Origin of the sequence: Pseudomonas sp. NMI760_13 (genome assembly GCF_021283245.1) — a bacterium.
In the GTDB taxonomy this organism is placed as follows: Bacteria; Pseudomonadota; Gammaproteobacteria; order Pseudomonadales; family Pseudomonadaceae; genus Aquipseudomonas; species Aquipseudomonas peradeniyensis.
On record NZ_JAJSRC010000006.1, the window covers coordinates 225,965 to 240,662 of the forward strand.

The window sequence follows — 14,698 nt, forward strand, 5'->3', positions numbered from 1 at the left end:
GGCGTAGTGTCGCGGATCCGGTGCTGGCCTCGGGCCTTAGATCGGGAGTTTCATGAAACTATCGCAAATAGTTTCGAGGGGCTCGGAACTAAACCGGTGAACCGCCACTCAGAGGTACTGAATGGCTGGTGAAGCCTTTCGATGCTCCTATGTTGTGTTAAGTGTTGGCAGATATCTGGACCCCGCCCTAGCGGTCCGGACTTGGACCCCGAACTTCCCCCTCCCCATACGAAGTCCGGGGTTTTTTTTGCCCGGAATTCGGCGTTTGGGCTGGATGTAGACCCTGTGGGAGCGGGTTTACCCGCGAATGCGGCGGTGAATCCGGCATCGCATTCGCGGGTAAACCCGCTCCCACAGAAGTTGTACCAGCCTTCAAGCCACCGGCTTGTCTTCCAGCTCCATCCAGTCCGCCAGCACCCCGTAGGCCTCCTCCAGCCCCAGGCGCTTGGGCGCCGAGAACAGCTGGATGGTCGCCGCATCGCCCCAGCCCTTGCGGATTTCCGCCTGCACCTTGAGCAGGGTGTTCTTGCCGGCGCCGTGGGTGAGCTTGTCGGCCTTGGTCAGCAGGATGTGCATGGGCATGCCGCTGGCCTTGGCCCAGTCGAGCATCATCTTGTCGAAGTCGGTCATCGGGTGGCGGGTGTCCATCATCAGGATCACTCCGCGCAGGCACTCGCGGCTGCCCAGGTAGGCTTCCAGGTGTTTCTGCCAGTGCTGCTTGAGCGGGATCGGCACTTTTGCATAACCGTAGCCCGGCAGGTCGACCAAACGCCGTTCATCGTCCAGACTGAAGAAATTCAGCAGCTGGGTGCGCCCGGGGGTCTTCGAGGTGCGCGCCAGGCTGGCGTGGGTCAGGGTGTTGAGGGCGCTGGATTTACCGGCGTTGGAACGGCCGGCGAAAGCCACCTCGTAACCCTGGTCTTCGGGGCATTGTTCGACCTTGGCGGCGCTGAGGGCGAATTTGGCTTTCTGGCAGAGGCCGAGGATGGGGTTCTTGACTTGCATGGGATTTCCGATGTGGGTGTTGCCCAGCGCTGGAGGCGTAGGACCAGGCCTGGCAAGCGGTGTCGTTTCCGTTTGGCTGGCGGAAGTATATAATGCCCCAGTTTTTGTGTGCTCATTCGCCCAGCGAAGGCAATTGAGCATGGGGTGTCGAACAATAGCTCGCGCAACAGAACGCAGCGCGGCCCCCAACCCTGTCAGGTCGTTTCGCATGGCGAAATGGCTGCTTGCTGTCGGTATGTTCCTGCCGTTTTTCAGCGCACAGGCTACACAGGATCCCGAGGCGTTGTACAACCGCACGTGCGCGGCCTGTCACGCCGGACAACTGCCCCAGGCACCCAAAAGCGGTGACCGGGCGGCCTGGGAGCCAAGGCTGGCGCGAGGCATGGAGCAACTGGTGGTGCATGTTACACAGGGTTTCAAGGCTATGCCGCCGCGTGGATTGTGCATGGACTGCAGTGCCGAGGACTACCGTTTGGTCATCCTTTGGATGAGCGGCAGTCCCGATACATAACATTTCACCCTTAGCCGTGTTGGATTAGCTGATGAACAAACTATTCGTGAGTCTGCTGTTGACCATGGGGGTCGCAGGTGCGGCAACTGCTGCGGGGCCCATCAAAGGCGATGCTGCTGCCGGTCAGGCCAAAACAGCTGTCTGTGGGGCTTGCCACAACCCTGACGGCAACAGCCTGGCACCGAACTTCCCGAAACTCGCCGGCCAAGGTGAGCCCTACCTGAACAAGCAGCTGCATGACATCAAGGACGGCAAGCGTACCGTGCTGGAGATGACCGGCATGCTGGCCAACTTCAATGACCAGGACCTGGCCGACATCGCCGCCTACTTCGCCAGCCAGAAAGGCAGCGTTGGCGCCGCCGACCCGAAACTGGTCGAGCGCGGCCGTGCCCTGTTCAATGGCGGCAACCTCGAGAAAGGCATGCCTGCCTGCACCGGTTGCCACTCGCCCAACGGCGCGGGCATCGCCCTGGCGAAATTCCCGCACCTGAGCGGCCAGCACGCCCAGTACGTCGGCAAGCAGCTGACCGACTTCCGCGAAGGCAACCGCACCAACGACGGCGACGCCATGACCATGCGCACCATCGCCGGCAAGCTGAGCAACAAGGACATCGAAGCGCTGTCCAGCTACATCCAGGGCCTGCACTGATCCAGTTGCCTTAGTGAGGGCAACTGCCCTCCAGGGTGTTCGGGATTCACCCTTGCCCTGGTAGGAGCGGTCTTGTGCCGCGAAAGGGCCGCAAAGCGGCCCCGGCGATCGTTGCTCAATGCTGAATATTGGGCTGCTATGCAGCCCTTTCGCGGCACAAGGCCGCTCCTACAGGAATCGCTCAAGGCTTGAGTTTGGTCCGGTCGGGTGGGCGTGAGCCCCGCGTTAACACTCGGTTAATGCATCAGCGCTAAAGATGAAAAGGGCAGCCAAGGCTGCCCTTTTTTCTGTCCATAGCCGTTACACTACAGAACTCGAGCCCTTCCCGGCCTGTCCTACACGGGTCGCGTCGAGGCGACCAAAGACTGCTCAGGAGTAAAGCATGCGTAAACTGATTCTCAGCGCCGCGCTGGTCGCCGCCAGCGTATTCGGTATGGCCGCCGTGCAGGCCGCGGAGCCTGCAACCGCTGGCAAGGAATATATCGAGCTGAGCAACCCCGTTCAGGTGTCGGTGCCTGGCAAGATCGAAGTCGTCGAGCTGTTCTGGTACGGCTGCCCGCACTGTTACCACTTCGAACCGGTCATCAACCCCTGGGCTGAAAAACTGCCGAAGGACGTCAACTTCAAACGCATCCCGGCCATGTTCGGCGGCCCATGGGATGCCCATGGCCAGATGTTCCTGACCCTCGAAGCCATGGGCGTGGAGCACAAGGTTCACGCCGCGGTATTCGACGCCATCCAGAATCAGCGCAAGCGCCTGACCGACCCGAACGACATGGCCGACTTCCTGGCCACCCAGGGCGTGGACAAGGACAAGTTCCTGGCCACCTTCAACTCCTTTGCCATCAAGGGCCAGGTCAACCAGGCCAAGGAGCTGGCCAAGAAGTACGAAATCACCGGCGTGCCGAGCATGGTCGTCAACGGCAAGTACCGCTTCGACCTGGGCACTGCCGGTGGTCCGGAAGGCGTGCTGAACGTCGCCGACCAACTGATCGCCAAGGAGCGCGCCGCTAAGTAAGCGGCGACCGCCATGCGCTTGCGTGCCACGCGAGGCATTGGCCTGCCCCAGCCGCAGGTCAACGAGCATCACCTGCGGGCCACCGGCCTGCCGGAAGATGGTCGCCTGCGGCTGCTCAGTTTCAATATCCAGGTCGGCATCAGCACCGAGCGTTACCGGCACTATGTCACCCGCAGCTGGCAGCACCTGCTGCCGCACAACGGGCGCGCCGGCAACCTGCAGAAGATCGGCGAACTGCTTGGCGACTTCGACCTGGTGGCCCTGCAGGAAGCCGACGGCGGCAGCCTGCGTTCCGGCTTCGTCAATCAGGTCGAGCACCTGGCCCATCTGGGCGCCTTCCCCTACTGGTACCAGCAGCTCAACCGCAACCTCGGGCGTTTCGCCCAGCACAGCAACGGCGTGCTCAGTCGCCTCAAGCCCCAGCACCTGGAAGACCACCCCCTGCCCGGCCCGTCCGGCCGAGGGGCGATCCTGGTGCGCTTCGGCGAAGGCGCGGACGCGCTGATCGTGGTGATGATGCACCTGGCCCTTGGCGCCAAGACTCGCGCCCGCCAGCTGGCCTACATCCGCGAGCTGATCGGTGGCTATCGCCACCAGATCCTCATGGGTGACATGAACACCCACGCCAACGACCTGATCGAGCACTCGCCACTGCGTGACCTGGGCCTGATCGCGCCCCAGGTCGAGGCCACCTTCCCCAGTTGGCGCCCCCAGCGTTGCCTGGACCATATCCTGCTCAGCCCGAGCCTGACACTCGAGCGAGTCGAGGTGTTGGCGCAGCCCATTTCCGACCACCTCCCGGTTGCCGTCGAGATCCGATTGCCTGATGCCCTGACTGTGGATACGCTGCCGGTCCTGAGTTAGTCCTGCCTGGGCGAATCCAGCACTCAAGTGTTGGGCTTTTCCGCCGAAATCCAGTGATTGCAGGACTAGATGCCACTACCCGTTGCGGATCCAGGCATGACCGAAGAAGCCGAGCGCTGGAAAGAAAAATACCTCAAGAGCATCGAGCAGCAGGAAAAGCTCGAGCGGCGCTGGGAAGCCCGTCTCGACCTGCTGCGCCGTGGCCTGGTGCGCAGCACCCTGGCGGCTGAAGGTAGCGACAAGACCGTTGACCAGTGCATGAAGGAAATGCGCGAGGTCATCCGCAGCGACAACATGGATGCCGGCCTCGCCGGGCTGATTCCACGCCTGGAAAAAGCCGTGCTCGACTCCGAGCAGCGCCGTGAGACCCGCATGAACCAGGTCAGCGAGGCGCTGACCGCGCTGGTTACCCAGCTGCAGACCCTGCCGCTGCCGGGCGAGGTGTCGCGGCCGCTGAAAAAACTGGCGAAGAAGCTCGACGGTGGGGTCAGCCAGTCCCGCGAACTGCCGCCCTTGCTGGGTGAGCTCAGCGGCTTGCAGGGGCGCGCCCTGAGCGCGGTGCAAAAGCCCGAGGACGAAGCCCGCCCGGGTTTCCTGCAACGCCTGTTCGGTGGCCGTGACGAGGCCCCGGGCGAGCTGGTGCCTGCGCCTGTGGCCGTCGAAATACCTGTGCCTGCGGCGCAGGAGGCTCCCGTCATCGCGCCTGAGGCGCAGGCCAGGGATGCCGATGAACTGCATGCTCTGGCACCAGTGCCACCTGTCACGCCTGAGCCTGAGCAGGAGCACACCGCGCCTGCCGAATTGCCCGAACCGGAACCCGAGCCGGAAATTGAACTGCCCGGTCCAGCGTTGGTTGAAACCACGCCAGTGCCCGTTGTCGAATCGAAAGCCGAACCTCAAGCCGAGGTGGAGCCCGTTGACGTAGCGGTTGCTGAGCCCGTGGCGCTTGTCGAGGACGTGCAACCCGTATCGGATGAGCTGGAACCTGCGGCAGATGAGGTTATCGGCGAAGACGGCCCTTATGCTCTCCCCGACGCGGTCGAGCCACCGTACAGCCAGGTCGCCGCCCATATCGAGCAGACCCTGATCGGCCTGCTCGATGACCTCAGCCTGCCGGAGCGCCACAAGGCCCAGGCCCTGGAGATGCGCGAGCGGGTTTCACGGGGGCTGAACTGGTACGAGCTGATTCCGGTCCTGGATGACCTGGCCGTGCTCATGCTGGCGATCACCGACAGTGGCCAGCATGAGTTCGAAGCCTACCTGCAACAGCTCAACGAGCGCCTGGAGACCTTCCAGAGCCATCTGCACGAAGCCAGCGCTGGCCATGCCGACAACAGCTCCGCCGCCCGCGAGCTGGACAGCCAGTTGCGCGAGCAGGTCGATGGCCTGCAAAGCAGCGTGCAGGGCGCCGTCGATGTCGACAGCCTCAAGCACATCCTGGAGAACCGTCTCGAGGGCCTGCTGGTGACCATGGACGATCACCAGCATGAGCGCGACCGCCGCGAGCACGAGCTGGCCAGCCGCCTGCAAGGCCTGGCCGAACGCGTGGCGAGCATGGAGCAGGAGGCCCTCGGTTACCGCGAGCACCTGGAGGAGCAGCGCCAGAAAGCCATGATTGATCCGCTTACCGGCCTGCCCAACCGTGCAGCCTGGAGTGAACAGGTCGAACGCGAGGTACTCGACTGGCAGGAGAACGGCGGTCACCTGGCCATGGCCATCCTCGACCTCGACCATTTCAAGCGCATCAACGACGGCTATGGTCACCTGGCGGGCGACAAGGTGCTGAAGATCGTTGCCGAGCAGTTGCGCAAGCGCCTGCGCGGGCGCGACTTCATCGCCCGCTTCGGCGGCGAGGAGTTCGTCCTGCTGTTGCCGCAGACTTCACCGCCGGCAGCGGCGCAGGTGGCCGAAGCACTGCGTGCGGCCATCGAAGCCTGCCCGTTCCACTTCAAGGGCGAGCGGGTAGTCATCACCACTTCAATTGGCATCAGCGCCTTCCGCTCCGGCGAGCGCAGCGACCAGGTGCTCAAGCGCGCTGACGAGGCGTTGTATCGGGCCAAGGACAATGGCCGCAATCGGGTTGAGCAGGCATAAACAAGTACCGCTTCTCTGACTCCCGGACCGTTGAGACTACGGGTGAGCGCTGACTGTTCAGCGCCTCGCCAACAGACCGACGACTGGAGTTTGAAGAATGAAAATGACCCGATTGATCATGCCGCTGCTGCTGGGCCTGGTTTTCCAGACAAGTGCAATGGCCAAGGATCAGTTCTTTACCGCACGCGTGGGTGCCGATGGCACGGTGCTGCGTCAGTGGCCCCAATGGATCAGTGAGGTCGAGCGCCGGGCGCAGCCCAATTACTTCACCCAGTACACGCTCAAGTTCAATCCACGCATCATTCAGCAAGACCCAGGCTACTGCTCGGTGTCGCCAATCGATGCCGGCAGCCATGATCGGCAGATGCATGGTCAGGCCAAGGTTATTGGCAACCCGCAGGTCACGCATGCCACGGTGATGACGCAGTTGGTGGACATGAAAGGCGCCAGCGGCGACAACTCTCTGGAGTTTCTGGTCATGTGCATTCGCTGAGCGGATGCAACGCACTCTGACGCCAAGCGGTCAGCACGTTATACTATAGCGCTGTTGCCGCTTACCTGATGACGTATTCCCGCAATGAAAAGACTCTTCACTGCCCTGCTCCTGCTGGCCCTGACAGGTTGTTCCAGTGGCCTGCGCATCGACCGCAGCCATCCCTCGGCCAACCAGGACAGCCGTATTCAGTTCGTCGTGCTGCATTACACCAATGCCTCGCTGGAGCGTTCCCTTGCCCTGCTGACCCATGGCGAAGTCAGCAGCCACTACCTGATCGGTGACGGCCCGGCCACGGTGTATCAGCTGGTGGACGAGAACCGCCGCGCCTGGCACGCCGGGGACAGCCAGTGGCAGGGTCGCACCTGGCTCAATTCCAGCTCCATTGGCATCGAGATCGTCAACGAGGGGTATACCGACACGCCGACCGGGCGGGTCTGGCATCCGTACAGCGAAGCGCAGGTGCAGGCGCTGATCGCGCTGCTCAAGGATATCGTCAAGCGCAACAACATCGATCCGCGCCACATCATCGGCCACAGCGACATCGCGCCGTTGCGCAAGCTCGACCCGGGCCCGCTGTTCCCCTGGAAGCGCCTGGCCGACGCCGGACTGGGCATCTGGCCGGATGCCGCCTCGGTGGCACGGCAACAGGCCTATTTCGAGGTCAATCCGCCAAGTGTCACCTGGTACCAGCAGCAGCTGGCGCGCTTTGGCTACGCCATCGACCAGACTGGCGAGCTGGATGTTTCCACCCGGCATGTGATCGCCGCCTTCCAGATGCGTTTCCGCCCGCAGCGCTTTGACGGTGTGCCGGATGCGCAGACTGCGGCGATGTTGCAGGTGCTCAACCGCAAGCGGTGAGACTGAGTAGCTTGACCCTGTAGGAGCGGCCTTGTGCCGCGAAAAGGGCCGCAGCGCGGCCCCAGGATCTTGAACTTGACTCAAGATTGCCGGGGCTGCTGCGCAGCCCTTTCGCGGCGCAAGGCCGCTCCTACACAGGGGATGGATCAATCCTGATAATCCATATGCCCAGCGGCCGCGCCAAGCTCCGATTCAGTTGCTATACCTTTGGTATTCAACTGGATGCCACGCATGTTTGACCTCCTCGCTTCGGTGCGTCAATTTTTCCACCGACCCTGGCTGTTGGCCGCGCTCGCGGCGTTGGCCAGTGCCGTGCTGTTGCTGGCGATCAGCGTCAACGTCGCCTTGCAGCAGATGAAGCAGAGTGAAAGCGCGCAGATGAACGCCCAGGGTGAGCGTTTCCTGGAGCGCCTGGAGCAGGTGTTCGGTCAGTTGCGCGAGGGCGTGGACCAGCTTCAGGCGCAACCCCTGCGTGGCTGTGACCCGCAGATGCTGGCGCAACTGCAGCAGGTGGCGCTGAAGTCGCGGTTCATCTACGAGGCGTCCTATGTGGAAGGCTCGCTGGCCTGTTCGAACCGCGGCGGCCAGCGGACTATCGAACCTTTGCGCAGCCCTGATATCCAGGGCCCGACCTACAGCTACTGGCTCAACACCACCACCGAGCCCAACGAGAACCTCGCGGCGCTGATGCTGGGCCGGGGCCGCTTCGTGGTGTCGACCTCCCGTGGCCATCTCACCGACGTGGTCGACCTACCCCCGGGCGGCAGCCTGCTGGTGGTGCTGGACCGGGGCACGCGGGCCATTCCGGTGCTGGGGCCGGCGCAACCCTGGCCACCGATCGCCGATTGGCCGCCGCCGCAGGGCAAGTCGCTGATCGAACTGCCCGACCGCCTGGTCTATCGCATGTCCACCAAGTCGCCGGACTACCAGCTGGTGCTGATCGCCCCTCGTGCCAGCCTGCCCCTGAAGCTCAACGGCCTGCTCTGGTTGCTGTTCCCCGGCAGCCTGGTGCTGGCGGCGTGCATCGGCTGGCTGGTGCTGCAACTGATCCTGCAGCGCCGCTCGATGAGCTCGGAGCTGCAGCAGGCCTTGCGCCGGGGCGAACTGCAGGTGCTGTACCAGCCGATCTTCGAGCTGGACAGCCGCCGCTGCGTCGGGGCCGAGGCGCTGGTGCGCTGGCGCCGCCCGGACGGCAGCCTGACCAGCCCGGAGCTGTTCATTCCCCTGGCGGAGAACACCGGGCAGATTCGCCAGATAACCGATTTCGTCCTGCAGCGGGTGCTCGAGCAACTGGGGCAGTTGTTGCGGGCCAACCGCCAGCTGTACATCTCGGTTAACCTGGCGGCCTGCGATGTCATGGCGCCGCGTATCGGCCGGGTGGCGGCGCGGCTGTTGGCCCATCATCGGGTGGCGCCCCGGCAGATTGCCTTCGAGGTGACCGAACGCGGGCTGATCGACGTGGTGGTGGCGCGGGATAACCTGCAGGCCCTGCGCGACGTGGGGCACCAGGTGTTGATCGATGACTTCGGCACCGGTTATTGCAGCCTGGCGTACTTGCAGACATTGCCCGTGGACTGCCTGAAGATCGACAAGTCGTTCATCGACGCCCTCGGCCATGACGCCGCCAGCAGCGGCGTGGCGCCGCACATCATCCGCATGGCCCACGACCTGCACCTGCGGGTGATCGCCGAGGGCATCGAGTCCGAGGACCAGGCGGTGCTGCTCAACAGCGAGGGGGTCAACTATGGCCAGGGCTGGTTGTTCGCCCATCCGCTGAACGCGCGCCAGTTTGCCGAGCTGATTACCCGGGGGCGGCGGGTGGCGGGGCGGCGGATCGATGATGAGCCTTGAGGCTGGACTGCCTGCGCCAGCCTCATCGCTGCGCAAGCCCAACACACAGCTCAGTGATTTAGCTTGCCCCTGTGGGAGCAACTGTCTTGCTCAACTTTTAGAATCTGGCGCGATACCTGTGGGAGCGGGTTTACCCGCGAAGAATCCAGCGCGGTGCCTGGCACCGGCTTCGCCGGTGTTCGCGGCGGTGCGGCGGTCCGATAAACCCGCTCCCACCGAAAATGTCTGTCAGACCGGTAAGGCCATATAGAACTGCGTGCCCTGCCCTGGCCGTGAGAACACCCCCATCCGCCCGCCATGCAGCTGGACGATCTCCTTGCACAGCGCCAGGCCCAGGCCGGCCCCGCCCTTTTTGCGCCCGACCTGCACGAACGGCTCGAAGATCCGCCCTTGCTGGCCGTAGGCGATACCTTCGCCATTGTCCTCGACGCTGATGATCACCCGCTCTGCGTGGCGCCGCGCGTGCAGGCGGATGCGCCCGCCGCTGCCGGTGTGGCGGATGGCGTTGTGCAGCAGGTTGTCGAGCACCCGGTCGAGTTGCGCGACGTCGGCCTGGATACGCGGCAGCGGCGGTTCCAGCTCGCGTACCAGCTCGATCTGCTTGCCCGAGGCCTGTTCGGCAAAGCGTGCCTGGGCGCGCTCGAACAGTTCGTCGAGGGCACAGGGGGCCAGCTCCAGCTTCTGCAGGCCGCTTTGATAGCGGGAGAAGTTGAGCAGGTCGTTGATCAGTTGGGTGAGGCGCTGCATCTCCTCGGCGATGGTCTCGAGCAGGTCGTTTTCCCGCGCCTCGGGCGGGAAACTGACCCGCTCGCGCAGCAGGCCGAACGCCATGTGCATGCCGGTGACCGGCGTGCGCAGTTCGTGGGAGGCGCGCAGCACGAACTCGCTGCGTACCCGCTCGAAGGCACGCTGTTCGGTGACATCGTGCAGCACCATCACCGCGCCGAGGATCGGTCCCTCGGGGTGGCTGACCGGGGTCAGGCTGTAGGTCAGCAGGCGGGTTTCCTCATCCACCTCCAGGCTCAGGTCGTCCGGCGGGCGGTCCAGGCTGCCGCCGCGCAGCACCTGGCGTAGCTGCTTCTCCAGCTCCGGGCGCTGCAGGGCCTCGGCCAGGCTTGCGCCGAGCCGGCTCGGGTCCCAGCCGAGCTGGCGCTGGGCCACCGGGTTGAGGTGTTCCAGGCGGCCCTGGCGATCGATGATCAGCAGGCCGTCGTCGATGCTGTCGAGCACTGCCTGCAGGCGCTGCTGGCCGGCCTGCAGTTCGTCGATGTTGGTGGCCTGGTGCTTGCGCAGGGCATCGGCCATCAGGCCGAAGCGGCGGGTCAGCTGGTTGAGCTCGGTGGCCTGGGTCACCGGCAGGGTGACGTCGAAATTGCCCTGGCCGACCTGGTCGGCGGCCTTGGCCAGCGCCTCGATCGGCTGGCCGAAGCGGCGGGCGATGTTGTGCGCGGTAATGAAACCGAGCACCAGCACGGTGAGGCCCATCAGCCCCAGCAAGCCGCTGATCAGCAGGGCGCGGTCGCGTGATTTCTCCTCGCTGCGGGCGATGTGCTCCAGGGCCTGGCGGTGAGAGTCCAGCAGGTCGGTACGGACCTGGTTGAAGGCGGCGCCGAGGGGTTGGTCCACGCCCATGCTGCGGGCGGGTGCGGGGCTCTGCCGGTAGGCCTGGACGAACGCCTGGTAGTTGCTGGCGGCCTTGCTGAAGCCGGTGCGCTCGCCGCCTTGCTCCAGCCCTTGCTTGAGCAGCGTCTGGAACTGCTCCTGCAAGTTCACCAGGCTGGTCGGAACGGTGTCCTCGTCGAGGATCAGGTTCAGTTGCTCACCCAGGTTCTGGCGCAGCTTCAGGCCCAGCTCCAGGGTGTGGGTGGTGTCCTGCACCACGCGCTGCTGCAGGGCTGCCATCTGCAGCACGCTGAACAGCCCCAGCATCAGCCCCAGCAGGGCTACCGTGACCAGCGCCGAAATGCTGAGGAACAGCCGCGTGCGCAGCTTCATCGGCCATTTCATAGGTTGTACTGCTTGCGCTTGCGGTACAGGGTGGAGGCGTCGATGCCGAGGGTCTTGGCCGCCTGGTCGAGGGTGTCGCTGGTGGCCAGCACCGCGCCGATATGGGCGCGTTCCAGTTCATCCAGGCTCAGCGCCGCGCCGACCCTGGGTGCGTTGCTGACGGACTGCTCGGCCATGCCCAGGTGGCTGATCTCCACCCATTCCTGTGGGCAGATGATGCTGGCCCGTTCGATCACGTTGCGCAGTTCGCGAATATTGCCCGGCCAGCGGTAGTTGAGCAGCGCGGCCCGGGCTTCGTCGCTGAAGCCGCGGGCCGGGCGCGAGTATTCCTTGACGAAGCGGGCCAGGAAACGGTCGGCCAGGGTCAGGATGTCCTCGCTGCGCTCGCGCAGCGGCGGCAGGTGCAGGGTGATGACGTTCAACCGGTACAGCAGGTCTTCACGGAAGCGGTTCTCGCGGACCATCTCGTCGAGATTGAGGTTGGTGGCCGCCAGAATCCGCACGTCCGCCCGACGGGTGACCGGATCGCCGACCCGCTCGTATTCCTTGTCCTGGATGAAACGCAGCAGTTTCGGTTGCAGCGTGAGGGGAAAATCGCCGATTTCGTCGAGAAACAGCGTGCCACCATCGGCCTGGCTGACCCGCCCCAGGGTGCTCTCGCTGGCACCAGTGAAGGCACCACGGGTGTGGCCGAACAGCTCGCTCTCCATCAGCTCGGCATTCAGCGAGGGGCAGTTGATGGTCACGCAGGCCTTGCGCGCCCGCTTGCTCCAGCCATGGATGGCACGGGCCAGCTCGCCCTTGCCGGTGCCCGACTCGCCGAGGATGAGGATGTTGGCGTCGGTGGTCGCCACCTGGCGCGCGGTTTCCAGCACCGCCATCATCGCCGGGCTATGGGAGTCCAGGCCGTCCTTGGGTTTGCGTACCTCGCCTTCCAGGGCTTCCAGGCGCGCCGACAGCTGCCGCACCTCCAGCTGCTTGGCGGTGGCCAGGCGCAGCTGGTCGGGGCTGCAGGGCTTGACCAGGTAGTCGGCGGCGCCGGCCTGGATGGCATCCACCGCGGTGTCGATGGCCGAGTGGGCGGTGACGATCACCACCCGCATCCACGGTGCCTGGATGCGCATTTGCGCCAGCACGTCCAGGCCATTGTCCTCGCCCAGGCGCAGGTCAAGGAAGCACAGGTCGAACACCTGGCGCTGCAACAGGGTCTCGGCCTGGGAGGCGCTGTTGGCGGTCGCCACGCTGTAGCCCTCGTCCTCGAGGCAATAGCGGAAGGTACGCAGGATGGCGGACTCGTCGTCCACCAGCAGAATGCGGCCTTGGTTGTCCTGGGCTGATTCCATTTCCTGCGCTCCTTTGGGATTGATCTCAATTAGTGTCGGAAAAATCGGGCAAGTTGCATGGTCGATTCTGATTGATTCCCATCCATGCATGCTAGCTGCATGCCTTCATGATGGCTAAATGGCTGATAAATATGAAGTTAATCATGGGAAGTTGGCCTGGTACCCCGATCCGCGGGTCTTGAGTCGAGGCATCGCTATGAACTGGCCGAAGGCCGAGTCGTGCAAAACGCACGGCCCGATTGCGGTGCATCGTGCAGGATACGTCCCTCATCAACTTGGGTGAATTTCATATCTTCCTGATTTAAAAGGATTTTTTGTTGTGCGTTAAGGCTGGCATGCAGGCTGCAATGACCTTTGCAGAATGGATAACAAGCACAGCAGGAGGAGCCGGCATGAATCGCCCCCAAGACAATCGTACGCAGAGCGCTGTAGTCCCCCTGCACCAGCTGTTGTTCCTCGGCATGGCCCTGCTGCTCACCTTGGCGGCAGGCCTGTTCTACCACAGCTGGCAGACCGCCCGGCTGGCCGAGCAGGTGGCGGTGCAGACCGCGCTGTTGACGCAAATGCGGGCAACCCATGCCACCACCCTGGTCAAGGCCGCCGAGCCGCTGCCCAGTGCCGACACCGCGCCTGCCGTGCTCGAGCGCGTCCAGCCCGAGGAGCGTTGGGTGTTCTGACGCCATCGACCGATTTCGCACAAGAAAAGGAGAAACATCATGCTTAGTTGGGCAATCACCTTCCTGATCATCGCCATCATCGCCGCGGTCCTGGGCTTTGGTGGTATCGCTGGCGCCGCGACCGGTATCGCGAAGATCCTGTTCATTGTCTTCCTGGTGCTGTTCGTCGCCTCTTTCTTCTTCGGCCGCGGCAGAGGTTGATGACCATGAGCAGGATGCTCCCCAAGGCCATGGTTGTCGCGCTGCTGCTGGGCAGCGGCGCGACGGCGCTGGCGGCCAATGACGGCCAGGTCCGGGCCAACCAGTTGCTCGGCTCGGACCCCGAATACCAAAAAACCTGGCAGAAGACCCTCAAGAACGAGGAGCGCCTGCCCGAGTGGGTGATCAACCTGAGCGGCAGTTCGGCGCAGCAGATGTCGGCGGTGACCGAGGACGGCGACCAGTACCTGGTCGGGCCGTTGTGCGAGTCCGAAGGCAACTGCACCTACAAGCGCCTGATCGTGGCCTTCAGCTGGGACAAGGAAGAAGCCTACGGCATGCTCGTGGAAGTGCCCGAAGGCCTGCCCGCCGACAAGTCGCCCACCCGCCATGCCGACTACCGCTGGCTGGGCAAGCCGGACGAGGGCATGAAGGCCTTGCTGCAGGAGCAGCTCAAGCGTGACCCGAACTGGTACTGACCAGCGGTCGCGCACTGTAAATAGTGTCACTAGATAGAAGCTGAACCTTTTTATCTTTCAGGCTTCTATGATGCGCCGCCCCGAGGAGGGGTGGCGCATGACCAAGGGGCCGGGCCGCTCTGACTGTTTCAGGGTCGCAGTGGCCTAGGGGTACAGGGAGTGCCTCCGTCATGGGCCGGGTCAGGAGAGGGTGGCATCGGAAGTTGCAGGTCGGTTGGGTCCGAACAGGACGATGTGACCGATCTGGCTTCCGAAGCGCCTGTAGGACTTCTTCCTTTAATACGAGCGACTTTTTACTTCAGACACATTTTGTCGCTACCGTATATCGAAATATTTTCAGTTGTCCGACAGGTCAGCTCGTGTGGCATTTCAGCCATTCGGATTGTCGAACACGCCACTTCACACCTTTCTGTCCTACTGCCAAATCGGCCTAAAAATGGCGCTTTGGTCTTGTTCGGAAATCCGAACGTTGAAAATCAAGGGCTTGGCGATGCCCGATTTTGGCTTCCGGTCTCATGCCGATTCGGCATAGGGTAGTCGTTTCCGGCATTAGACTGCCCCTCCCCACGTCGCAATAGTTGCCGCCTTTTTCCTCGGCCCGAGCGCCAGCAATGTTCGCTCGCGGTGTCCTTACAGTGGGACGCCGGA

14 protein-coding genes are annotated in these 14,698 nt (G+C 63.6%); 11 read left to right on the forward strand and 3 right to left on the reverse strand.

The window, feature by feature from the left end; genetic code table 11:
* Positions 1–372 precede the first annotated feature (372 nt).
* The gene (yihA, locus tag LU671_RS09190) at positions 373–1,005 is read right to left on the reverse strand and encodes a ribosome biogenesis GTP-binding protein YihA/YsxC (protein WP_203649117.1); all 633 of its coding nucleotides are present in this window, start codon (positions 1,003–1,005) and stop codon (positions 373–375) included.
* A 208-nt stretch (positions 1,006–1,213) separates the two neighbouring features.
* On the opposite strand from yihA, the gene LU671_RS09195 reads away from it, so the two are divergent.
* The 8 genes from LU671_RS09195 to LU671_RS09230 all read left to right on the forward strand — a co-directional run bounded on the left by LU671_RS09195 (position 1,214) and on the right by LU671_RS09230 (position 9,346).
* Positions 1,214–1,516: a c-type cytochrome gene (locus LU671_RS09195; protein ID WP_050703202.1), complete on the forward strand. Its 303-nt coding sequence runs from the start codon at positions 1,214–1,216 to the stop codon at positions 1,514–1,516.
* A gap of 31 nt (positions 1,517–1,547) precedes the next feature.
* On the forward strand, positions 1,548–2,165 hold the full coding sequence (locus LU671_RS09200) for a c-type cytochrome (RefSeq protein WP_186712198.1): 618 nt from the start codon (positions 1,548–1,550) through the stop codon (positions 2,163–2,165).
* A 382-nt stretch (positions 2,166–2,547) separates the two neighbouring features.
* Positions 2,548–3,183, forward strand: coding sequence for a thiol:disulfide interchange protein DsbA (gene dsbA / locus LU671_RS09205; RefSeq protein WP_023629400.1), 636 nt, complete (start codon positions 2,548–2,550; stop codon positions 3,181–3,183).
* 12 nt (positions 3,184–3,195) lie between these two features.
* Complete coding sequence (locus LU671_RS09210) at positions 3,196–4,047, forward strand: endonuclease/exonuclease/phosphatase family protein (RefSeq protein WP_232855473.1); 852 nt, start codon at positions 3,196–3,198, stop codon at positions 4,045–4,047.
* A gap of 96 nt (positions 4,048–4,143) precedes the next feature.
* A complete protein-coding gene (locus tag LU671_RS09215) occupies positions 4,144–6,141 on the forward strand; it encodes a GGDEF domain-containing protein (protein WP_232855474.1) in 1,998 nt (665 codons plus the stop codon).
* Between the two features lie 118 nt (positions 6,142–6,259).
* Positions 6,260–6,634 carry a hypothetical protein gene (locus LU671_RS09220; RefSeq protein WP_232855475.1) on the forward strand — a complete coding sequence of 125 codons (375 nt, stop codon included), beginning with the start codon at positions 6,260–6,262 and terminating at the stop codon, positions 6,632–6,634.
* 84 nt (positions 6,635–6,718) lie between these two features.
* Complete coding sequence (locus LU671_RS09225; protein WP_232855476.1) at positions 6,719–7,495, forward strand: N-acetylmuramoyl-L-alanine amidase; 777 nt, start codon at positions 6,719–6,721, stop codon at positions 7,493–7,495.
* A gap of 231 nt (positions 7,496–7,726) precedes the next feature.
* Entirely contained in the window at positions 7,727–9,346 is a 1,620-nt protein-coding gene (locus tag LU671_RS09230; RefSeq protein WP_232855477.1) for an EAL domain-containing protein, read from the forward strand.
* A 228-nt stretch (positions 9,347–9,574) separates the two neighbouring features.
* Here the strand turns inward: LU671_RS09230 and LU671_RS09235 are convergent, their stop codons facing one another.
* Together LU671_RS09235 and algB are read right to left on the reverse strand one after the other, a co-directional pair.
* The gene (locus LU671_RS09235) at positions 9,575–11,353 is read right to left on the reverse strand and encodes a KinB sensor domain-containing domain (protein WP_232855478.1); all 1,779 of its coding nucleotides are present in this window, start codon (positions 11,351–11,353) and stop codon (positions 9,575–9,577) included.
* Positions 11,350–12,696 carry a sigma-54-dependent transcriptional regulator gene (gene algB / locus LU671_RS09240; RefSeq protein WP_203649096.1) on the reverse strand — a complete coding sequence of 449 codons (1,347 nt, stop codon included), beginning with the start codon at positions 12,694–12,696 and terminating at the stop codon, positions 11,350–11,352. The genes LU671_RS09235 and algB overlap by 4 nt, the downstream gene beginning before the upstream one ends.
* Before the next feature lie 392 nt (positions 12,697–13,088).
* Between algB and LU671_RS09245 the strand changes: the two genes are divergently transcribed.
* From LU671_RS09245 to LU671_RS09255, 3 genes are read left to right on the forward strand one after another with little or no spacing between them, the layout of a single operon-like run.
* Complete coding sequence (locus LU671_RS09245) at positions 13,089–13,373, forward strand: hypothetical protein (RefSeq protein ID WP_186712192.1); 285 nt, start codon at positions 13,089–13,091, stop codon at positions 13,371–13,373.
* Between the two features lie 39 nt (positions 13,374–13,412).
* Positions 13,413–13,574 (forward strand): DUF1328 domain-containing protein, encoded by a 162-nt coding sequence (locus LU671_RS09250; RefSeq protein WP_008092060.1) that lies wholly within the window; start codon positions 13,413–13,415, stop codon positions 13,572–13,574.
* Between the two features lie 5 nt (positions 13,575–13,579).
* The gene (locus tag LU671_RS09255; protein ID WP_232855479.1) at positions 13,580–14,050 is read left to right on the forward strand and encodes an inhibitor of vertebrate lysozyme family protein; all 471 of its coding nucleotides are present in this window, start codon (positions 13,580–13,582) and stop codon (positions 14,048–14,050) included.
* The last annotated feature ends 648 nt before the right edge of the window (positions 14,051–14,698 follow it).

What these genes read in the sequence shown, in the direction of transcription:
- yihA (WP_203649117.1), bottom strand. Translation starts at nt 1,005, where the DNA reads ATGCAAGTCAAGAACCCCATCCTCGGCCTCTGCCAGAAAGCCAAATTC.
- LU671_RS09195 (WP_050703202.1), top strand. Translation starts at nt 1,214, where the DNA reads ATGGCGAAATGGCTGCTTGCTGTCGGTATGTTCCTGCCGTTTTTCAGC.
- LU671_RS09200 (WP_186712198.1), top strand. Translation starts at nt 1,548, where the DNA reads ATGAACAAACTATTCGTGAGTCTGCTGTTGACCATGGGGGTCGCAGGT.
- dsbA (WP_023629400.1), top strand. Translation starts at nt 2,548, where the DNA reads ATGCGTAAACTGATTCTCAGCGCCGCGCTGGTCGCCGCCAGCGTATTC.
- LU671_RS09210 (WP_232855473.1), top strand. Translation starts at nt 3,196, where the DNA reads ATGCGCTTGCGTGCCACGCGAGGCATTGGCCTGCCCCAGCCGCAGGTC.
- LU671_RS09215 (WP_232855474.1), top strand. Translation starts at nt 4,144, where the DNA reads ATGACCGAAGAAGCCGAGCGCTGGAAAGAAAAATACCTCAAGAGCATC.
- LU671_RS09220 (WP_232855475.1), top strand. Translation starts at nt 6,260, where the DNA reads ATGCCGCTGCTGCTGGGCCTGGTTTTCCAGACAAGTGCAATGGCCAAG.
- LU671_RS09225 (WP_232855476.1), top strand. Translation starts at nt 6,719, where the DNA reads ATGAAAAGACTCTTCACTGCCCTGCTCCTGCTGGCCCTGACAGGTTGT.
- LU671_RS09230 (WP_232855477.1), top strand. Translation starts at nt 7,727, where the DNA reads ATGTTTGACCTCCTCGCTTCGGTGCGTCAATTTTTCCACCGACCCTGG.
- LU671_RS09235 (WP_232855478.1), bottom strand. Translation starts at nt 11,353, where the DNA reads ATGAAATGGCCGATGAAGCTGCGCACGCGGCTGTTCCTCAGCATTTCG.
- algB (WP_203649096.1), bottom strand. Translation starts at nt 12,696, where the DNA reads ATGGAATCAGCCCAGGACAACCAAGGCCGCATTCTGCTGGTGGACGAC.
- LU671_RS09245 (WP_186712192.1), top strand. Translation starts at nt 13,089, where the DNA reads ATGAATCGCCCCCAAGACAATCGTACGCAGAGCGCTGTAGTCCCCCTG.
- LU671_RS09250 (WP_008092060.1), top strand. Translation starts at nt 13,413, where the DNA reads ATGCTTAGTTGGGCAATCACCTTCCTGATCATCGCCATCATCGCCGCG.
- LU671_RS09255 (WP_232855479.1), top strand. Translation starts at nt 13,580, where the DNA reads ATGAGCAGGATGCTCCCCAAGGCCATGGTTGTCGCGCTGCTGCTGGGC.